The 19,146-nt window shown below is 58.3% G+C and carries 14 protein-coding genes and 1 pseudogene; 5 read left to right on the top strand and 10 right to left on the bottom strand.

Features of this window, described 5'->3' with window-relative positions; all coding sequences use genetic code 11:
* Positions 1-45: 45 nt before the first annotated feature.
* Positions 46-1,803, top strand: a complete 1,758-nt coding sequence (locus ACJ8IJ_RS17415) for a sigma-54-dependent Fis family transcriptional regulator (protein WP_442518401.1) — start codon at positions 46-48, stop codon at positions 1,801-1,803.
* A gap of 71 nt (positions 1,804-1,874) precedes the next feature.
* Here the strand turns inward: ACJ8IJ_RS17415 and ACJ8IJ_RS17410 are convergent, their stop codons facing one another.
* Positions 1,875-2,792, bottom strand: coding sequence for an ABC transporter substrate-binding protein (locus ACJ8IJ_RS17410; RefSeq protein ID WP_021504584.1), 918 nt, complete (start codon positions 2,790-2,792; stop codon positions 1,875-1,877).
* A 149-nt stretch (positions 2,793-2,941) separates the two neighbouring features.
* Here ACJ8IJ_RS17410 and ACJ8IJ_RS17405 point away from each other — a divergent pair, with 149 nt between their 5' ends.
* Positions 2,942-4,135, top strand: a complete 1,194-nt coding sequence (locus ACJ8IJ_RS17405; RefSeq protein ID WP_442518400.1) for an MFS transporter — start codon at positions 2,942-2,944, stop codon at positions 4,133-4,135.
* A gap of 30 nt (positions 4,136-4,165) precedes the next feature.
* Here ACJ8IJ_RS17405 and ACJ8IJ_RS17400 read toward each other — a convergent pair whose 3' ends face one another.
* The 7 genes from ACJ8IJ_RS17400 to ACJ8IJ_RS17370 all read right to left on the bottom strand — a co-directional run bounded on the left by ACJ8IJ_RS17400 (position 4,166) and on the right by ACJ8IJ_RS17370 (position 13,543).
* Positions 4,166-4,978: a hypothetical protein gene (locus tag ACJ8IJ_RS17400; RefSeq protein WP_004928526.1), complete on the bottom strand. Its 813-nt coding sequence runs from the start codon at positions 4,976-4,978 to the stop codon at positions 4,166-4,168.
* A gap of 22 nt (positions 4,979-5,000) precedes the next feature.
* Positions 5,001-6,173: an MFS transporter gene (locus ACJ8IJ_RS17395; RefSeq protein ID WP_044031248.1), complete on the bottom strand. Its 1,173-nt coding sequence runs from the start codon at positions 6,171-6,173 to the stop codon at positions 5,001-5,003.
* Positions 6,170-6,979, bottom strand: a complete 810-nt coding sequence (locus ACJ8IJ_RS17390; RefSeq protein ID WP_049188829.1) for a hypothetical protein — start codon at positions 6,977-6,979, stop codon at positions 6,170-6,172. Before ACJ8IJ_RS17390 ends, ACJ8IJ_RS17395 begins: the two co-directional genes overlap by 4 nt.
* A 3-nt stretch (positions 6,980-6,982) precedes the next feature.
* On the bottom strand, positions 6,983-8,431 hold the full coding sequence (locus ACJ8IJ_RS17385; protein ID WP_049188827.1) for a radical SAM protein: 1,449 nt from the start codon (positions 8,429-8,431) through the stop codon (positions 6,983-6,985).
* Complete coding sequence (locus ACJ8IJ_RS17380; RefSeq protein WP_031299974.1) at positions 8,431-9,708, bottom strand: glycosyltransferase family 2 protein; 1,278 nt, start codon at positions 9,706-9,708, stop codon at positions 8,431-8,433. The genes ACJ8IJ_RS17385 and ACJ8IJ_RS17380 overlap by 1 nt, the downstream gene beginning before the upstream one ends.
* A 76-nt stretch (positions 9,709-9,784) precedes the next feature.
* Entirely contained in the window at positions 9,785-11,161 is a 1,377-nt protein-coding gene (locus tag ACJ8IJ_RS17375; protein WP_033645489.1) for a glycosyl transferase family 2, read from the bottom strand.
* A 276-nt stretch (positions 11,162-11,437) separates the two neighbouring features.
* Complete coding sequence (locus ACJ8IJ_RS17370) at positions 11,438-13,543, bottom strand: putative bifunctional diguanylate cyclase/phosphodiesterase (RefSeq protein WP_280631604.1); 2,106 nt, start codon at positions 13,541-13,543, stop codon at positions 11,438-11,440.
* A gap of 263 nt (positions 13,544-13,806) precedes the next feature.
* Between ACJ8IJ_RS17370 and ACJ8IJ_RS17365 the strand changes: the two genes are divergently transcribed.
* From ACJ8IJ_RS17365 to ACJ8IJ_RS17355, 3 genes are all read left to right on the top strand, one after another.
* On the top strand, positions 13,807-13,998 hold the full coding sequence (locus ACJ8IJ_RS17365; RefSeq protein ID WP_131164199.1) for a hypothetical protein: 192 nt from the start codon (positions 13,807-13,809) through the stop codon (positions 13,996-13,998).
* A gap of 493 nt (positions 13,999-14,491) precedes the next feature.
* Positions 14,492-15,931, top strand: a complete 1,440-nt coding sequence (locus tag ACJ8IJ_RS17360) for a serralysin family metalloprotease (protein ID WP_021504590.1) — start codon at positions 14,492-14,494, stop codon at positions 15,929-15,931.
* Between the two features lie 98 nt (positions 15,932-16,029).
* Positions 16,030-16,344, top strand: coding sequence for an AprI/Inh family metalloprotease inhibitor (locus ACJ8IJ_RS17355; protein WP_004928502.1), 315 nt, complete (start codon positions 16,030-16,032; stop codon positions 16,342-16,344).
* Between the two features lie 157 nt (positions 16,345-16,501).
* On the opposite strand, the gene pqqF is transcribed toward ACJ8IJ_RS17355, so the two are convergent.
* Together pqqF and ACJ8IJ_RS17345 are read right to left on the bottom strand one after the other, a co-directional pair.
* Positions 16,502-18,814 (bottom strand): pyrroloquinoline quinone biosynthesis protein PqqF, encoded by a 2,313-nt coding sequence (gene pqqF / locus ACJ8IJ_RS17350; RefSeq protein ID WP_442518399.1) that lies wholly within the window; start codon positions 18,812-18,814, stop codon positions 16,502-16,504.
* Between the two features lie 2 nt (positions 18,815-18,816).
* A pseudogene (locus ACJ8IJ_RS17345) lies at positions 18,817-19,146 on the bottom strand (pyrroloquinoline quinone biosynthesis protein PqqE); the annotation flags it as partial.

Raw genomic sequence — 19,146 nt, 5'->3', positions numbered from 1 at the left:
ATTTATGATACACATTTGCAACACTCGCGAACGGGGGAGAAACGCATGTTGTCTGACGACCGCTTGCCCGCAGAGGGCGCCAGCTTGCTGACCCAGCCGTTGGCGGAATCCTGGCAACGCAGCCAGGGTTATGGCTTGACGCGCACCGATCAACATATCCCGTTTATCAAAGCCGGATTGCTCGAAGAGCTGCGCAGCCGCAACGATTGGGTGCCGCAGCGGGTACAGCCGCTGATCGAGCAGCTGGGCGCGCAAATTACGCGCCAGCCCGCCATTGTGGTGATCGCCGACGCCGCCGGGCTGGTGCTGGAAACCCGCGGCAATACCGACTTTCTGCATAAGGCGTCGCGCTTTGCGCTGGCGCCGGGCAACCAGTGGGGAGAAGCGGAGCGGGGCACCAACGCCATCGGCACCGCGCTGGCGCTGGGCGCGTTCTGCGAAGTGCGCGGCGACCAGCATTTTCTCAACCAAAATGCCGGATTGAACTGCACCGCCGCACCGATCTATCGGCCGGATGGCCGCATTGCCGGCATACTGGATCTCTCCGCACCCGCGCAGCGCCCGTACCGCGATGCACAGCGCCTGATCATGCAGGCGGTGCGGCATATCGAACACCGCTGGGTCAGAAGCGCGATCGCCGACCGCCACTGGACGCTGCGTCTGCACGCCGATGCCCGCTGCCTGGGCAGCGCGCAAGAGCTGCTGCTGGTGTTTCACGACGAAGTGCTGATCGCCGCCAATCGACTGGCGATGATGGAGTTCCAGCTCTCATCGGCCTCATTCGGCTCCGTTGAGTTCACCCAGCTGTTTCCCGACCTGTTGCGACAGCCTTCCGGGGCACCGCGCCAGACGCTGGCCGGCAATCAACAGCACTATTATTCGTTGCTTGAGGCGCCGCAGCGCCGCGTCAGCGCTTTGCGTTCTGCGCCGCCGGCGGAACGGCACGACGAGCAGCATCAGAAAGCGCTGCGCATTCTCAACGCCGGCCTTTCGCTGTGCGTGACCGGCGAAACCGGCTGCGGTAAAGAGCATTTCAGCCGCCGCCTGTTTCAAGAGAGCCGCTGGCGCAATGGCAACTTCGTGGCGATCAACTGCGCGGCGCTGCCTGAGCCGCTGATCGAATCCGAACTGTTTGGCTATGCGCCGGGGGCGTTTACCGGCGCCAATCCGAAAGGCTACATCGGCAAGATCCGCGAGGCGGACGGCGGCGTGCTGTTTCTCGATGAAATCGGCGACATGCCGGCGGGCGTGCAAACGCGCCTGCTGCGGGTGTTACAGGAAAAAACGGTCACCCCGCTCGGCAGCCGCAGCGCTTATCCGGTCGAATTTGCGCTGGTCTGCGCCACGCACCACGATCTGCATCGGCAGGTAGAGGCGGGGGCGTTTCGCGAGGATTTGCTGTACCGCATACAGGAATACAGCCTGCGCATTCCGCCGCTCAGAGAGCGGGCGCAGCTGGAGGCCTTCATTTTGCAGCTGTGGCGAGAGCTGGGCGGCGAGCGGCGCGACATTCGTCTGTTGCCGGAGGCGCTGGCGATGCTGGCGCGCTATCCGTGGCCCGGCAACGTGCGGCAACTGTTGAGTACGCTCAAGGTGCTGCTGGCGCTGGCGGACGATCATGCGGTGCTTACCCTGGACGATCTTCCTCAGTCCATCGCGGTGCTGGCGCCGCGGCAAGAGAACGCCGATACCGATCTGGGGGCGCTGCAGGCGGCGATCGACAGGGCGGGCGGCAATCTCAGCCGGGCGGCGAAGGCGCTCGGCGTTTCACGCAGCACGCTGTACCGCAAGCTGGGGAGGTAGAAAACGGCGGCGGAATAAGGCGGCGCGATTGAGCGGCGATAAGGCCCCGCTGCGCGGGGCCTGTTGCTCTCTCAATCCCCCAGCCCCGGCGGGTTAATCTCGGAATGGGCAATCTTCTCGTCGCTCTCCGCCCAGCGATCCAGCACCTGCAGATAGCTGCCGTTGGCGATGGCGCTGTTGAGCGAAGCCTGCACCGCGTCCACCAGGCCGTTGCCTTTCTTCAGCGTGACGGCGATGTTGGCGGTCTTCGGCCAGCCGCCGGGCACGATACCCACCAGCCGGGTTTTGCCGGTCAGCCGCGCCTGATAAGCGCCGGAAACGTTGGGCCCGAAGGTGGCGTCGGCGCGGCCGGACTGAATAGCCAGCGTGGAGGCGGCCTTGTCGGTGACATACACCGGCTGCAGCGGCGCGAGCCCCTTGGCGCGGTTCTCTTTGTCCCAGGCCAGCAGCACCGCTTCCTGATTGGTGCCGGAGTCGACGATGATCTTTTTACCGGCGATATCCGGCGCGGTTTTGATCTGGGTGATTTTACTGTCGGATTTGACGTAGAAACCCAGCGTATCCTGCCGATAGGTGGCGAAATCGAATTTGGTCTTGCGTTCGTTGGTCACGGTGATGTTGTAAACCGCGGCGTCATATTTGCCGGAGGCCACCCCCAGCGGCCAGTCTTCCCACGAGGTGGGCACCAGCTTGAGTTTCAACCCCAAACCGTCGGCCACCAGGCGCGCAATGTCCGCCTCGCTGCCGATCACCGTTTTATTGTCGCGGGCGTACAGGCCGAACGGCGGGCCGCTGCCCAGCAGAGAAATGGCAACCGTCAGCGTGCCGGGTTCCACGAACCGGAAGCCGGCGGGGATTTTGGCCACGGCTTCGGCGCTCTTCACCGTGTGGATCGGCGTTTCGTTGGCGACGAGATCCACGCCTGGTGCGGCGGCGGCGGAAAAACTCAGCAGCGCCGCAATCACTATCATCTTTTTGCTATATATCATTATGTTAATTACCTTCATTATTATGGGTGTCACACGGTCGTTGCACTATCTCTAAAGGCGGCAGATCTGTGAACGAACAAAATCAACTAACCAATCTTGGAAAAATCATGAGGCGCCTCTGGCGGCGCTGAATCGATCGAGGATGCACCATGTCGTCGCGTTTCGCTACGTTGGGCCGCATACCGCGCGGCGTGTGGGTATTGGGTGGCGTGAGCCTGCTGATGGACGTTTCCTCGGAGATGATCCATAGCCTGTTGCCGCTGTTTATGGCGACGACGCTCGGTGCCAGCGTGATCGTCATCGGGTTGATCGAAGGGCTGGCGGAGGCGACGGCGTTGATCGTCAAGGTGTTCTCCGGCGTGCTCAGCGATTACCTCGGCAAACGCAAGGGGCTGGCGCTGCTGGGCTATGGGCTGGGCGCCATCAGCAAACCGTTTTTCGCCATCGCATCGTCGTCCGGCATGGTGATGAGCGCGCGCCTGCTGGATCGCGTGGGCAAAGGCATCCGCGGGGCGCCGCGCGATGCCCTGGTGGCCGACGTGACGCCGCCGGAGATCCGCGGCGCGGCTTTCGGGCTGCGCCAGTCGCTGGATACCGTCGGCGCCTTTTTAGGGCCGCTGCTCGCCGTCGGTCTGATGCTGCTGTGGCACAACGATTTTCGCGCCATCTTCTGGGTGGCGGCGATCCCGGCGGCGCTGGCGATTGCGCTGCTGTTTTTCGGCCTGAAAGAGCAGGCCGCCGCGATAATCCACAAGCGCACCAACCCGATCACTCGCGCCAACCTGCGGCTGCTGGGGCGCAGCTATTGGTGGGTGGTGAGCATCGGCGCGATCTTCACGCTGGCGCGCTTCAGTGAAGCGTTCCTGGTGTTGAAGGCGCAGCAAGGCGGCACGCCGCTGGCGCTGATCCCGCTGGTGATGGTCGCCATGAATCTGGTCTACGCCTGCTCGGCCTATCCGTTCGGAAAACTGTCCGACCGCATGAGCCATGAAGGATTGCTGAAAGCCGGGCTGCTGGTGCTGATCGCCGCCGACCTGGTATTGGCGCTGAGCGATCATTGGGCGGGCGTGCTGTTTGGCGTGGCACTGTGGGGCGTGCACATGGGCATGACGCAGGGACTGTTGGCGGCGATGGTGGCGCACACTGCGCCGGAGCACCTGCGCGGCACCGCGTTCGGCATGTTCAATCTGATCAGCGGCGTGGCATTGCTGCTGGCGAGTCTCGGGGCCGGAACCCTGTGGGAACTGTTCGGTTCCGCCTCCACCTTTTACGCCGGGGCGATCATCTGCGTGGTGACGCTGGTCGGCATGAAGCTGGCGCCGTTCGGCGAACGGCGGCCGTGAAAGCGGCGGCGCTCAACGCCGCCGCGCGGTTTACGCCGGATGGGCGTCATTCTCGTTGCCGCCAATCGCCAGGTAATCCGTGTAGATTTGCGGCGCGCCGGAGAACGACGCCAGTGTTTTCCACTCGTCGTACATGCGTTCGGTGTCCTGATGCTCGGCCACGAACCTGAGCGCTTGCTCGGTTGAGACATCGAGCTCCGGATGGAACGCGTTGAGCGACGCCAGACTTTCAATGATCAGCATCACCGCGTATTGGTCCAGCCGATTGCCGCTCTGGCCCTTCAGCAGGTGAAACTTCCAGCCCGGGTAGTCTTCCACGCGGTGGATGTTGTCGATAATGAACCGTTCAAACTGCTCGGGCGAGACGCCCGCTTTAAGCGCCAGGTTATGAATGCCGATGACTCGCTGAATGTTTTCCTTCCCCGGTTCGCTGCGGTAATTGGGGCCGGGCGGCAATGAACTGCGGCTATTCTCGGCCACCAGGCGGTAACAGGTGTAAAGGGTCGGCAGTTCGGCGAAGGTCGCGAAGGTTTTCCACTCCTCAATCAGCGCGGCGGCCTCCGGACGCTGCCGCCAAAAGGCGTGCGCCTCGTCGGTCAGCTCGCCGTTGCCGTCGATATAGCGCGCGTAGGTGGCGGCGTCTTTAGCCTGATAAACCATCAGGTACTGATTTTCACGCTCGCCGCGCAGGCCGCGCAGCAGCGTCCATCGCCAGCCGGGATAGGCCGGGATGGCGACGCCTTTACGGCGAACGAACGCTTCGAAACGATCCGAGGCGACGCCCCGTTTCAGGTTGATTCCCACGTAGTGCAGGGAGAAAACCGGCGTGGTTGATGCATGCATTAAACGATCCTCGCAAGTTAAGTTAGTGAGATGTGTTCGTCACGGCTTTGGCGCTGATGCTGACCAGCAACAGGCACAGCAGCGTGCAGCCGAACGCCAGGGCCAGGCTGGTGTAATTGGCGATAAAACCGATCAGCGCCGGGCCGGTTAATAAGCCGAGATAGCCGACCAGCGTCACGGCCGGAAACGCCTGGCCAGGCGGCACCTGTTTTTGATTGCCGACGGCGTTGAACAGAATGGGAACGATGTTGGCGATGCCCAGGCCGGCGAGCATCAACCCGCCAAAGGCGGCCGATGCCAGAGGGACGGTGACGGTCAACAGCACGCCTGCCGCAGCGCACAGGCTGCCGAGCAGCAGAGTGCGGAAGCGCCCGACGGCGCCGATCAGCCTGTCGCCATACAGCCGCCCGCAGGCCACGGCGACGGCGTACAGCGTGAACCCGATCCCCGCCTGCGATTTGGCCACGCCGCGCTCGGCATGCAGGAATAATGCCGACCAGTCGAGCATCGCCCCCTCGGTCAGGAACACGAAGAAACAGAGCAGGGCGATAAACAGGATCTTGCCGTGGGCCAGCGCCCACCGCGCGCCGCCCCGTCGCCGCTCGCCGATGCCGCCGTGCGCCAGTAAATCGCCGGCGACGATCAGCAGCAGGATCGCGATGAGGAGGGCGATCAGGCCGATGGCCTGGGCCGGGGCGAGGCCCGCCAGCAGCAACAGACTGACGCCGCCGGCGCCGGCAATGCCGCCAAGGCTGTAGAAGCCATGAAAACCGGACATTTTCGCCTGGCCGCTCTCCCGCTCGACGATTATCGCCTGTGAGTTCATCGCCACATCCATGATGCCGTTGACGGCGCCAAATACCCCCAATGCCGCCCCCATCAACAGCGGAGCATCGAGTAACGCCAACAGCGGCAAGTCGATGCACAGCAAGGCGCCAGCGCCCAGCAACACGGCGCGGCACCCCAGTTTGGCGATCAGATAACCGGCGAAGGGCATGATCGCCATGGAGCCGGCGGCGAGGCAAAACAGCAGCAAACCGAGCGCGCCGTCATCGATGCCCAATCGCGCTTTCACGAAAGGGATCAACGGCGCCCAGGCAGCCATGCCCAACCCGGCGAGGAAGAAGATCGCTCGGGTGGCGATTTGCCGGCGATGATTCTCTGCGGCCTCGCCGGTTAGCCAAGGCAGCATCATGACGATCGGCTCTGTGCGACGGACAGATAATCGGTATAAATCTGCGGTGAACCGGAAAATGACGCCAGTTGCTTCCACTCTTCATACATTTGCTTGGTGTCGCGATGCGCTTTGGCGAAGGTTGCCGCTTCGGCGGTGGCGATATCGGGCTCCGGATAGAACACGTCCAGCGCCGCCAGGCTGACGATTTCCATCATCACCGCGTACTGGTCGAGCCGATTGCCGCGCTCTCCCTTCAGCAAGTGAAACTTCCAACCCGGATAATCCTCAATGCGATGGTGATTTTCGGCGATAAAGCGTTCGAATTGCGCCGGGGTCACGCCTTCGCGCAGCGCCAGATTGTGGATGCCGATAATGCGCGCCTCGGGCGGTTCGCCCGGCCGTTCCCGGTAGCGCGGGCCGGGCGGCACGTCGCTTTTTCTGTTCTCAGCCAGCAGGCGATAATCGCTGAACAGCGTCGGCAGCAGGCTGTAGGTGCCCAGTTTTCGCCACTCGGCGAGGATTTCCTGCGCGGCGGCATGCCGCCGCCAGAATTCGTGCGCGTGCGCCGTTCGCTGCCCGGTGGCGGTGACGTAACGATCGCGCTGCTCGGCGCTGTCAATCTCGTACAGCATCAGGTATTGCCCGACGCGTTCGCCGCGCAGGCCGCGTAGCAACGTCCAGCGCCAGCCGGGATAACAGGGGATATGCACGCCTTGTTCGCGCACGAAGGTTTCAAACTGTTGTGGCGTGACGCCGGCTTCGGTATCGATGCCGATGTAATAGAAGCTGAATACCGGTTTGGGATCGGAGACTATCGTCGTCATCTTTCACTCCTGATTGGCGAATGCGGCGGAAAATTGGGTATTGATAATGGCTTCGACCAGCGTGACGCCGATGGGCGTGAGCGTCACGCACGGACCATCGACGGTGACCAGCGCTTTATCTACCAGGATTTTCAACGTGCGGCGGATGACCGGGTTGGCAAACAGGCTGTTGCCGTCAAAGCGCCGTTTAAACACCCGATCGTCCACCGGCAGCAAGGTGGAGAGCGCCATTTTGAAGGCGTTCACTTCACGCTGGATCGGGGAGAAGCCGCGGCTTTCCTCGATGGGCAGGCGGTCTTGGTTGAGCGCTTCCTTGTACTTCTTGTAGCCGGTGATGTTGATGGCTTCGGATCGCGTCGATTTGGAGCTGCCGCCCAAACCGATCGCCACTTCCGGATACTGCTTGTCGAGATCGGTGATGAGCGCTTTCCACTTTTCCGGCTGTTGGTCATTGCGGTGAAAGTACATGGTGGGGTGTTCGGTATAGCCGCCATTCAGGTAGTTCTCGACCAGCTCGCGCATTTGATACTGTTTGCCCAGCCCAGGGAAGCGCAGGTTGTTGATGCTGATCAGCCCCTTTTTCTGCCACAGGCTTTCGCGCTCGCCCGAGACGCCGGTGCGATTTTTAATAAACTCATCCATGTGCAGCTTGGTGCAGACGACGTGCGACAGATTCAGCTCGAGGGCTTTTTCCATGTCGTATTTCACGTCGTCCACGCTTTGGCCCAGCATGCCGTAAATGAGATCCACGCTGACCCAATCAATGCCGAGCGCGCGCGCGTGATGAATGGTCTCCACGCACTCTTCGGCCGAGTGCATGCGCCCGCAGGCGGTGATGATGTCGTCATTGAAGGATTGGGTGCCGAAACTGATTTTGCTGAAGCCGAGCTCTTTCAGCAGCGCCAGATAGGCTTTGTTCAGGGTGCCGGGCTCCCCTTCGAAGCGCAGGGTGGCGTTGGCGAAGTTAAAGTGGCTGAAGTAGAAGGCCATCATGCGGCGCAGTTCCGGCTCCGGCAGCAAGGACGGCGTGCCGCCAAAGACGTTGAATTCACCGATTTCCACTTCGGCCAGGCTGGGCACGCGCGCCAGCCACATTTGCGCCTCCTTGATGTTGAAATCGACCAAATCGCGGAATACCGCCTGAGAGGCGGGCGCCTTGGGATTGAGGATCACCGTGGGGTACTGACAAAAATGGCAGCGATAGCGGCAGGTCGGGATATAGGCCCAGAGGTGGATTTTGCCCGCCTGGCGAATGTCGGCCTCCATATCGGCAAAAAACGCGGCCAGCGGGTAGTCGACGAGATCGCCGGGGAACACGTGACAGCCGAACGGATCCTTATGGACGTACTCCAGAAAGGCCCGGTTTTCCGGTTGCGCCAGGAACGCGTTCACCCGCGGCGTGGGATAGTTTTCATCGATATCCAGCAATGAGTGCAAGGCTTCGTCGTTCATCAGAATACCCCTCCGTTGCCGAAATAGTTGTGGGCTTCGCCGGACTCGCGGTCTTCACAGAAGTAATAAACAAAGCGGGTGAAATCCTCGTCTTTGATCGTATCGAAGCAGGCCGGCAATGCGGGCGGGAAGCCGATATCGTCACCGACGGCGCGCCGCATGGCGGCAAACAGCGCATCGCGAAATTCGAGGTAGAGCCGATAGGCGGGGGTTTTGTAGGCATGGATCGGTTTGAAATCGATGATGCGCATCTCGTGTTTCAGCTCGTGAATGCGGCGGTAGAGGCTGTCGGCCAGCGAACCGGAGAAGAAATCGCGCACTTCGCTGTTTTCCAACAGCAGATACGGATTGAGCAGCACCGGCAGTAAGATATTCTTTGGTGTGTAATCCTTGACCGAGTAGTCCCAGGCCAGTTTCGCCTCCGCCGGCGTGGCGTCCGCCAGCGCGGTTTTCTGCCGCTCAACGTCCGGCCGGACGTCCTTCATGATAATGATGCCGTCCTTGCCGTAGGCGATGCCGTTGATCACCTCATCGAGAATGGTGTCCACCCGGCGGCTGTTGATCTCAACGTAAGCATGGCGAGCGTAAACCGGCTTGCCGCCGTAGGCGATGACCTTAATGCCGAAGTCCCAGTCGTCGGACAGGTGTTCGACAAAGCGGCCATGGTTGAGCTGGTAGAAGATTTCGATGCCGCCTACCGCGTCATACAGGCTGCGCTCCACCCCGAACCCTTTGCCGTCGGGGAAGCCGCCGAACAGGGAGAACGAAAATTCGCGCAGACGCAGCGTTTTTTGGATCTCGCGGAACAGGTTGGGGCGGTGCTCAAACTCTGCGGGAGGGTAGTAATAGTTGCAGGTGCCCAGGTCGCCTTGTTGCTCGATCATGGTATTCACCAGCTCGTAAAGCCAAAATGCATCCACGGTGCAATCGGCATCGGCGGAAACGATATAGTGCTTGCGTTTATTTCCCAGCCGGCTGTCGCGGGCTTTAGAACGCAGCGACGCATAGTCCATGCCGCGTTTTCTGGCCGAGGAGACACCCTGCACCGTTTCGGCGATAACATGAATGGCCATAGCCGGATGCCTTTCACTAAACGCGTTTATTTTAGCGACGGAATCATCGGTGGAGTTGTTATCAACGACAATCAGTTCGTAAGTGTCGTGGGTGATTAATTCATTCTTGGTGTGCTGATTGAACAGCGAAAGTAAAACCGCCTCAATACGGTCGCTTTCATTATAAACGGGCAGTACGACAGACACAAAAACAGTATCACGCATAGATCCTCCAAGGGCTAATGAAAGTCCACAGTTAGAAATGGCTTGTCTGAAAATGAAATGTCACGTTATTCGATGATTAGCTGATATTTAAGAACTCCATGACGTTGTTGGATAAAATTCGCTTGCCCAGCGCGTAATTCTTTTCCGCCACGCGCTTCATCTGCTCCTTGTTATTAATGAACCGGTAGACTTCCTGGATGAATTCGTCGTTCGGCGGCCCATCCTGTAACTCGGAGATCGGCATGACGGGCGCTTCAAACCCATGCCGGCCGTAGACTTCGTGATAATATTCGTAGCGAGTGGTGATATAGCAACGGCGGCAACTGATCGCTTCACCGATAGGATTGCCATAGCTATCATAATCATACGAGGTGAGAAAAGAGACCAGGTCGCAAGAGTGATAGAGGTCCTCTATGCAAAACGCGTCGTTTTCCGAGCGCATATCGACATGGGGAAGCATGCCGACGAATTTGACATAGGGGAGAACATTCAGTTCCTGCGCCAATTTGGCGAGTTGCAGATAACATGACGGATTTTCATATTCATTGCCGGCGATCGCCAAATAGGCGCGTCGAGTGTTGTGGTCGCGGATAAATAAATCATTAAGCCGGCTGATCAGCATAATATCGCGGTCCAATCTTTTCTGAGGGATGATGCGGGTGGTTCTGGCAATGAGAAGATCATTATCGCGAATATTCATCTGCTTTCTGACATTCGTTCTTTCGTGACTGTCCGAGAAGTCATAGGTATTTTTCTTTACCTCGACATGGACATCATGATTGCACCAGGCCTCCAGCTTTTGCTTCAGATCGTGATTGAGCGTGACATAGGTAATGTATTTTGAAGGGATAGGTTTGATGGCGTGAGAATAAGGTGGCGGGCCGTATTTGAGCACCTTTTTTTCGCTGTTCCACATCAGGTCATGATCGCGCCAGATGACGAAACGCGTCAGTCGATAACGTCGGCCATAATCTTCGATCGCCAGATACAGCGCTTTGGTATAGATGATGTTTTCCGGCAGCGTGCCGTTTTCCACCACCACATGGCTGACTGCGAGCGCTTCCCATTGGGCGACGAGGCGATCCGCCAGCTGCCGCGCCGTCAACGCGATGGTATGCAACAAAGCGGCTTTTTCTTGCTCGTCAATGGGCGTTTTCTGGCCGATCAACGCCGCGTGTGCGTAGTCGAGAAAGGCGGGGTGGTAATCTGGAATCGACGTGATGTCGTCCAGGCGGACCAGCGTAAAGACATCGCGGTAGATGTCATGCTCATGCTGATAGGGTTTATTAAAGTTTCCCTTATCAATCTTGATGTCGTATCCCAGATCAAGATAAGAGCGAAATCCACAGGCTTGCAGTCGTTTGGCAATCTTCATTGCTTCCACCGTGATCCCCGAGACCGAGACGGCATCGAACGAAATGAACATTGCATTCTTCTCTTGCCTTTCGTGCATCGCAGTACCTCCTGCTATTATTTGTAGTGCATTGATTTAAATTAACTATTTCTTAACAAGTCTCCGGTAACGTTCCCAATTGAGTGGAAAAAGAATCGTTTTGACGCTCTGGAATACACTCAAATCTGACAGAACGGAAGCTTAACCGTTCAAAAATGTAAAGATACGTTTATGCTTTGTGAGGGCTCTCACAAATATTCCGGTGCGGGAGGCGTGAAACAAGCAGAGGAAAAGAGGGGGGATCAACCCCCCGAATGTGGGGCATGCGATGCCGATTTAACGATTCGCCATGCCGCCTTCGGCAGGCTGAAGTATCGCCTGCAGCAGCGTCGGCACCTGCTGGGACTCCACCGCCCGGCTGAACAGAAAACCCTGGCCGATATGGAAACCGGCTTCGCACAGCGTTTGGCGCTGCTGCTCGGTTTCCACGCCTTCGGCGATGATATCGATCGACAGTTTTTGACCGAGAATGCCGATGCTTTCCACGATCGCCAGGATCGCCGGTTCGGTGTTCATGCGTTGAATAAAGTCGCAGTCCAGCTTAATGCAGTCCAGCGGGTAATCCATGATATGGCTGAATGAGGAGTGGCCGGTGCCAAAGTCGTCCAGCGCGATGCGGATACCCATCTCTTTGAGCATTTGCAGCGCGCGCAGTACGTATTTCGAACCGTGCTTGTTGAACGCGTGTTCGGTCACTTCCAGTTCGATCAGGTGATGGGGAATGTGGAACTTCAGCAGACGTTGCAGGAAGGTTTCGGCGTAGTTGTCGCGTAAAAACTCGATCGGCGACACATTCAGCGAAATAGGCCGCACCGCCACGCCGGCCGCGCGCCAGCGGGCGATATCGGCGAAGACTTTCAGCTGCATGGCTTCGCTGATCTTGGTTGCCAATTCGTAGTCGTTAAACGCCTCGCTTACCGTCGCCGGCAGCTGTACGCCGTTTTGCGGGCAGTGCCAGCGCAGCAGCGCTTCAAAGCCGACGATGCTGCCGTCGATCAGGCAGACTTTCGGTTGGTAGCTGGGGCGGATGCAGTTGTCGCGCACGATCTGGCGCGCGTAGTTGAGCTGGCTGGCGCGGGCGCGGGCTTTGTCCATCATCTTGCGATCGAACATGTAGACGCCGCCGCGGCCGCCGTCTTTCAGTTCATACAACGCGGTATCGGCGCATTTCATCAGCTCCGAAGCGTCGCGAGCGTCTTTGGGATAGATGGCGCCGCCGATGCTCATGCCGCAATGCAGCGTCTTGCCGCCGTGGGTGATCGGCGTCTCCAACTGCAGCAGAAACTTGTTGGCGATGCGGAAAATATCCTGCTCGTTTTCGACATCGCTGATCACCACGGCGAACTCGTCGCCGCCGAGGCGGGAGACGAACGAATGCGCATTCATGCAGGCGCTGAGCCTTTTACCCAAGACCCGCAGCAGATGGTCGCCCGCCGCGTGGCCCAGCGTGTCGTTCACCAGCTTGAAGTGGTCAAGATCCAGCAGCATCAGCCCAAGCGACTTTTTGCCGTGCAGGGCGCGCTTCATCTCTTGCTTCAGCTTTTTCTTGAATAAGCGCCGGTTGGGCAGGCCGGTCAATTCGTCATATTCGCTGGCGAGCAACAGACGTTGTTCCATCACGCGTTGCGACGTCACGTCGCGCGAGACGCACAAGATCTCGGCCACTGCGCCGTGTTCATCGCTGACCGGTGTGAGAATGTTGTCCCAGTGCTGTTTTTTACCCTGCGGCGTCACGCTCAATCCGGTGAAGCGCGCATTTTTTCCGGCCCTGACGTTGCGCAGCGCCTTGCTGCCGCGGCGACGGATCTCGGGGGACAGCAGCCCCAGCCAGGGCATGCCAAACTCTTTTTGCGCCGGATCAAGACCGAGCGCCAGGCTGCCGGAGCGATTCATGTGGCGCAGCGTGCCGTCGTGATTGATCACTTTGATGCAGTCGACGCTGGCGTCCAGCATGTCTTGCTGGATAGAGAGCGCCTGAACGTTTTGCTGGCGTTGCAGCATTTGCGGATGGATGTCGGTGGCGGTGAGGTACCAGCTGGGCTCCTGCGCCATGCCGTCCTGACGGGCGTTAAACGCCAGCATAAACCACCGGTAGGCGCCGCTGCGCTCGCGCAGACGGGCTTCGCCGGCGAACGAGGAGAGGGCAACGATCGCCTGGCGCCATTGCGCGGCCAGGCGATCGCGATCGTCGGGATGCAGTGCATCGAGCCAGTCTGCGGCGGCGTGCTCACCGGCGATGGCGCCGGTATAGTCGCGCCACTGCTTATTGAAGTAACCGCCAAGGCGGTTGCCGAAGCAAATCAGACCCGGCAAGTCGTCTACGATTTCGCTATAGAGATCAATCGGATTTTTGTTATTACTCTGCTTGGGCAACAGGGTCATGCGGTATTTCCTCGGAAAATTACCCATATTCTTGCTCTATAGCAGAGCCTCTTTCAATATAGTCATTGCCAATGAAAATGGGAATAGCCAGCGGGCGCGGCTAAGAACCAGCCTGGTAGCATGAAATAGATTACGCAAGAACGCATTAGGAATACTCCTGTTATTTATAAGCCCCTCTTATATTGCATCGAAAAATAAGTGCTCCGACCACGATGTTTTACTGTCTGAAAAAGTAATCAATATTGATGTTTCAATGTGGCGAAATGTTTAGCTGCCATGCTGTTGTTGCGCTCGGCATTTTGCTTGCGCTATGCACCAATGCTGAAGAAATCCTCGCTTATGGCGGTGATGCTCACCATTTTATGCACGTTTTAACAGGCGCCAAAGCACGGCTCCCGGGCGATGACGAGAAAAGTGATGATATAAATCAAGAAATGTTTTGTTTCATCTGTTGACACTTTGCTGACGTGTGAGATAGCCTCGCGAATGATAATCATTAGCAAAACTGGATGGTGTCGCAAATGCATTCACGTAATGATCCCCAGGTAGCGGTTCGGATGACAGGCAACGTTCATAACACGGGACCACGTCTGCTGTGGTCTCTGGCAACGAGACAATGTATCGAACGGCCGCTGTCATCAGGCCTCTTGGGCGGCATCTTCACTTAGCCTCAACCAGCAGATCTCAGTATTAAGCCATGGCCGGATCAAGGCGGTCTATTATTTCCACGCATTTTTCGCGGATATATCGCGATCTCACGGAGTTGCATACGTTCTCAATCATAGGTAAGGAGGCCTCGGGCGGTTAAAATTAAATTTACTCTCTGGCTGTAAAGGAATTGGCAAAAAGAATGGGGCGTATCGGGTTACCGCTATTCTCAGGACTTTGATTAACCCCAAGAGACATTTCGGATGTCATATTAATACTAGCTTCTTTGTGGAGAAAGCTATGGGTAATACCATGAATGGAAACAAAACAGGTTGGGACAGTGTTAACGATCTTATTCACTATCATGAGCGCGGGAATGGTTTGACGATCAATAATAAACCGTCCTATGACATAAATGATGCGGGGTTGCAGATAGCGCGCAGCGATAAAACCTGGAATGGCGTTCACGTCACGGGCAAAGATGCGACGGTGACCTATTCATTCCCGGATTGGGAATATAACGAACTGAATCTGGGCCACCGCTCCTCAGAACGCGATACGGGGCTAAGTGCGTTCACGCAACATCAACAAGAACAGGCGAAGTTATCTTTGCAATCCTGGGCCGATGTTGCCAACCTAAAGTTTGTCGAAGTGGCATCGGATCAACCTTCCAATATTACTTTTGGGAATTATGAGGGGAAAGGGCAAGCGTATGCCTTGAAACCATTCTCATATAATGGCAATGACTACAGAGGATACAATTCTGATGGGCAAAGTTGGTATAATATTAAGAACCATTCTGAAAACTTGCATCCTGAGCTGGGTAATTACGGCCGTTTAACCATTACCCACGAAGTTGGCCATACTCTCGGGTTAGATCATCCGGGAACGTATAATGCGGGGCAAGGAAGCCCAAATTATACCAAGGCAGTTTACGCCGAAGATACCCGGCAGTTTAGCGTAATGAGTTACTGGAATGAATCCATTACCGATGCGGATCATGGCCACTACTATGCCGCTGCACCGCTGGTTGATGATATCGCGGCCATCCAACATCTTTACGGTGCCAACATGACCACCCGAACCGGCGACACCGTTTACGGGTTTAATTCAAATACAGACCGAGACTTCTATACACTCAAGGGCAGCCACGACAAGCTGGTGATGTCTGTCTGGGATGCAGGTGGTAATGATACCCTTGATTTCTCGGGGTATAGCCAAAATCAACGTATCAACTTGAACGAAGGCGCTTTCTCCGACGTCGGGGGATTAAAAGGGAATGTTTCCATCGCTGCCGGTGTCACCATCGAAAACGCGATAGGGGGCTCAGGTAATGACATCATCGTTGGGAATCACGCAGACAATACGCTCAAAGGCGGCGCCGGCAATGATGTTATTTACGGCGGGGCTGGTCAGGATCAATTATGGGGAGGAGACGGTAATGACATTTTTGTCTTCTCTGATCTTAATGACTCGCCTGTTCAGGCACCTGATACAATTTGGGACTTTGAGTCAGGCAAGGACAAGATCGATCTGTCCTTCTTCAACCAAGGCGATAAAGGCAGTGATTTCATTCAGTTCGTCGATCATTTCAGCGGGCAGGCCGGTGAGGCGCTATTGTCCTATGATAGCCAGAACAATCTGAGTGAACTGGCCTTCAACATCCAGGGCGGTGCAAATCCAGACTTCCTGGTGCACATCGTTGGACAGGCTGACGTCGCTGTTGATTTTATCGTTTAAAATGGCAACGGTGGGCGATGATGCCCACCGTTTCACATGGGCCACCTATGTATAAATTTATTCTTGTCGGAATAATATTCTTGTTTTCAGGAGTCTCTATGGCAAGCAGCCTGGTTTTACCTTCCGCCGAAACGCTATCCGGGCAGTGGACGGTCAGTGATAAATCAAAATCTTGTGTTGTGCAGCTCAACACGGAAAGTGTGGATTCGGCTGGCGGCTATAGCCTGAAATTCTTGTCTGATTGCACGCCCGACGTATTGCCGCAAGAGCCTGCCGCATGGCGTCCCGCCCCCGATGGCATTGCGCTGTTGGACAAGGATGGGCTAACCGTACTTTTCTTCTCTCAGGAAGACGATCATTACCGTAGTCAAATCTGGGCTGAGACAGGGAAGATCTTGAAGAGAAATAACTAGCCAACAACGCCTTCTTATCCCTCGGCCTCGGCCGGCGCTTCTGAACGCGGTCATCACGTTTCACGTCGCTCCGCTCACGATTTTCTGAGATATCGTTCCCTTGGTTATTCGTTGTCTTGCTGCGTTTATATTGCGTCGGGTGGACACCGGCGCAATATCAGCCGGCAACGAACAGCCGCTGCTGCCAGTGCAACAGTTGTGTCAGCGTGATTGGCGCAGCGGCAGCAATGGTCGCGCGATTTTCCAACGCAATCTCCCGCGCGCGTTGCAACGGCTCGGCGCTGAGGCGTTGCAAGTTTTGTTGCAGCGCCTGTTGTGTTTGCTCCAGCTCACCAACGCTAACGTGCGTCAGCTCATGATGCATCTGCTGCAAGAATTCGTCGGTTAACTGCCGCAGCTGTTCCGCAGTGAACGTCGGGGATTGCAGCGCGAACAGCAGGCCTTCGGCATGGGTGCAGCGGTGGAAGGCACATTGCACCACGTAGCCCACGTTGCGTTCCACGCGCAGCCGCTGAAAATAGCGCGGCGCGTAAAGCCGGGCCAGCACGCGCAGCGCCCAGCGGCCTTCGGCTTCATCGCTTTGCAGCGGGTAAAACTGCAGCAAAGCGTGTTCGGCGCCGCTTTCCGTCAGCGTGACAGGAGGAGGTAAACGCGGCGGCGTTTGCGGCTCAGCCGTTATGGCGTAGGGGAAGTCATACAGCAAATGTGACAGCCGCCGTTTTAACTCGCCATCGCCGCCGATCAGGGTGGCATGCCAGTGTGGCGCCGTTGCCGTAGAGTCGTTCAACGCCGCCGGCAATTGGGCTAACAGGCGGCGAATGGCGATATCGTTTTGTTGTTTTAACTGCGCGTGGCGCAGGTTTCTCGCCGCCTCGTTGATGACGGCCGGCGGCTGCGCCGTCAGGGCCCGGTTCACGACGTTCAGGCCGTGGCAGATCAGCCCGTGGCTGCCCGCCAGCTGCAGCAGCCACACACCCTGGTGGCGTTCGACGCTTAAATGTCCCTCCCGATGCGCTAACTCGGCCGCTCCGGGGCGCAATGCCGCCTGCAAACCACAGGCCTGTTCTTCGCTGAGTGCGCCATGCGACGATGGGCGCAGCAACAGCACCGGCTGCGCCTCGCCGGAACGTAGATGCTGCAGCGGCGCCTGGCCGGCCGGCAAGGGCGGTATCGGCAGCGCCGCCGAAGCGGAGAAAAAGCGGAAAGGCTCCACTGTAGGCGTCAGCACGGCGCCGACGAAGGGGCCAAGGGTCAGCGGCAGCCCTTGGATTTCGCGTGTTTCACCGCCCCCCTCGGGCAGCACGGCCAGGCGGCGGCGCGGCGCTGCCATCAGCATAGCGAGTTGCCGTGTCCAGTCGTCATGCTGTTCCGTCGGCGGCAGCCCCAATGCCCTGGCCCGCAGCTGATCGAGCGGCGCCAAACGGTGAAAATCGCGGTTCGCCAGTTGCCCGAAATGCGCAAGCTGGCCCGGTGTCAGCGCGTTCAGCGCCTGCAGCCATGCCAGCAAGGCGCTTTCGATATGGGCGGCCTCAGACGCCGAGCCGTGATTGACGGTGAAAATAAAACTCAGCAGGGCGCTGTTTTCGCCGCAGCGGGCATAATCCAGACGAACGGCGTCGCCCCACGCGTGCGCGCGCAGCCGTGCCAGCAGCCCGCCTGGCGCATCGTCCAGCAATAAACGCTCAAGCCGTCGCAGCCAGCCGCGTGAACGGCAGTGCGGCAGGGCAAACACCAGCCGCAGCTGCGGCGCGCCGGGAAGAGACAGCGTGTAATCTTGTCCGGCGTCCAGCGGCGGCAATGTCTCGGGCGGCGTGGCGCTGCCCGACGGCAAGCCGCCACCGTAGCGCTGTGCCAGCGCATGCAGCTGCTCGAGTGATTGCGGGCCTTGCAGCCACAGCGTCATGTTCGGTGCGCGGTAATAATGGTGGTGAAACTGCCGCAACGCCTGCTGCAATGCGGAAATATCACTGCCGAAAGCGGCGCGGCTGCCGATATGAAAGCGATGCAGCGCGTCAAATCCGCTGAACATCTGCCGCTGCGCCGCTTCACAGCGGGTTTCACCGTCGGCGCGCAGCAGGTGGTATTCGGCGTCGATGACCTCGATCTCCTGGGCGATTGCCTCAGCCGCCAGCTGCGGGGCGGCGAGCATATCGCTCAGCCGAGCCAACCCCTCCGCCAGAGGGTCAGCGCCCACTTCAAAGAAAAACGCGGTTTGCGTGGCCTGGGTGGTGGCGTTTAGCCGGCCGCCGGCCGCCTGCGTCCAGCCCATCAACCCATCTTGCGCGCTGAAGTTCGCGCTGCCGCGAAACAGCATATGCTCCAGCAGATGCGCCAGGCCGGGCCAGGCGGCAGGCGCCTGAAAGCTGCCCGCTTCGATGCACACCAGCGCGGCGGCGCCCTCAGCGGCCGGGGTGCTTATCGCCCTGACGGCCAAACCGTTATCGAGCTGCCACGAAGCGGCGAGTGTCATCGTCAGCCCTTGAAGATCAGTCGGGAGTTGGTCTGATTGCGAAAGCGCAGCTGATCGATACCGATCTGCGAGCGATTCGCCGCTTCACGCGCCGCCAGAATGGTGCCGTGGTGCGGCGACTTGCCGCACACCGGGTCGGCGTTGTCGGCGTTGCCGGTCAGCATGAACGCCTGGCAGCGGCAGCCGCCGTAGTCTTGCTCTTTCTCCGAACAAGACCGGCAGGGCTCCGGCATCCAGTCATAGCCGCGATAGCGGTTAAAGCCGAAGGAGTGGTACCAGATATGCTGCAGATCGTGCTCCAGCACCGACGGAAACGTAATCGGTAACTGACG

It is taken from the genome of Serratia sp. CY40230 (assembly GCF_052168835.1).
GTDB classification, from domain to species: domain Bacteria; phylum Pseudomonadota; class Gammaproteobacteria; order Enterobacterales; family Enterobacteriaceae; genus Serratia; species Serratia nematodiphila.
Note: the sequence above shows the minus strand (reverse complement) of the source record. Positions and strands in the feature narration are given on the sequence as shown.

Bases quoted from the DNA above. Each gene is read 5' to 3' on its own strand.
- ACJ8IJ_RS17400 (WP_004928526.1), bottom strand. From the start codon at position 4,978: ATGCATGCATCAACCACGCCGGTTTTCTCCCTGCACTACGTGGGAATC.
- ACJ8IJ_RS17415 (WP_442518401.1), top strand. From the start codon at position 46: ATGTTGTCTGACGACCGCTTGCCCGCAGAGGGCGCCAGCTTGCTGACC.
- ACJ8IJ_RS17395 (WP_044031248.1), bottom strand. From the start codon at position 6,173: ATGATGCTGCCTTGGCTAACCGGCGAGGCCGCAGAGAATCATCGCCGG.
- ACJ8IJ_RS17370 (WP_280631604.1), bottom strand. From the start codon at position 13,543: ATGACCCTGTTGCCCAAGCAGAGTAATAACAAAAATCCGATTGATCTC.
- ACJ8IJ_RS17365 (WP_131164199.1), top strand. From the start codon at position 13,807: ATGTTTAGCTGCCATGCTGTTGTTGCGCTCGGCATTTTGCTTGCGCTA.
- ACJ8IJ_RS17355 (WP_004928502.1), top strand. From the start codon at position 16,030: ATGGCAAGCAGCCTGGTTTTACCTTCCGCCGAAACGCTATCCGGGCAG.
- ACJ8IJ_RS17390 (WP_049188829.1), bottom strand. From the start codon at position 6,979: ATGACGACGATAGTCTCCGATCCCAAACCGGTATTCAGCTTCTATTAC.
- ACJ8IJ_RS17405 (WP_442518400.1), top strand. From the start codon at position 2,942: ATGTCGTCGCGTTTCGCTACGTTGGGCCGCATACCGCGCGGCGTGTGG.
- ACJ8IJ_RS17360 (WP_021504590.1), top strand. From the start codon at position 14,492: ATGGGTAATACCATGAATGGAAACAAAACAGGTTGGGACAGTGTTAAC.
- ACJ8IJ_RS17375 (WP_033645489.1), bottom strand. From the start codon at position 11,161: ATGCACGAAAGGCAAGAGAAGAATGCAATGTTCATTTCGTTCGATGCC.
- ACJ8IJ_RS17380 (WP_031299974.1), bottom strand. From the start codon at position 9,708: ATGCGTGATACTGTTTTTGTGTCTGTCGTACTGCCCGTTTATAATGAA.
- ACJ8IJ_RS17385 (WP_049188827.1), bottom strand. From the start codon at position 8,431: ATGAACGACGAAGCCTTGCACTCATTGCTGGATATCGATGAAAACTAT.
- ACJ8IJ_RS17410 (WP_021504584.1), bottom strand. From the start codon at position 2,792: ATGATATATAGCAAAAAGATGATAGTGATTGCGGCGCTGCTGAGTTTT.
- pqqF (WP_442518399.1), bottom strand. From the start codon at position 18,814: ATGACACTCGCCGCTTCGTGGCAGCTCGATAACGGTTTGGCCGTCAGG.